Source organism: Seonamhaeicola marinus, assembly GCF_008085455.1.
In genome coordinates, this window is record NZ_VSDQ01000503.1 from 1 (window position 1) to 286 (window position 286).

1 pseudogene is annotated in these 286 nt (G+C 37.8%); it reads left to right on the forward strand.

Annotated elements, in window-relative coordinates:
• Positions 1 to 12 precede the first annotated feature (12 nt).
• Positions 13 to 286: pseudogene (locus FUA24_RS07960) on the forward strand (F0F1 ATP synthase subunit beta); the annotation flags it as partial.

Consider the following 286-nt stretch of genomic DNA (forward strand, 5'->3'; position numbering starts at 1 on the left):
AACAGATAAGTAATGTCAAAAGTTACAGGTAAAGTTGCACAAATAGTAGGACCAGTTATTGATGTAGAATTCGGAGCAGGGTCTGAACTTCCAAAGATTTATGATTCATTAGAAATTAACAAACCAGACGGCTCTACATTAGTATTAGAAGTACAATCTCATATTGGTGAAGATACGGTTCGTACTATTGCAATGGATTCTTCTGATGGTTTAAGCAGAGGTACTGAAGTTGTTGCTACAGGTGCCCCAATTCAAATGCCAATTGGTGAAGACGTTTACGGACGTT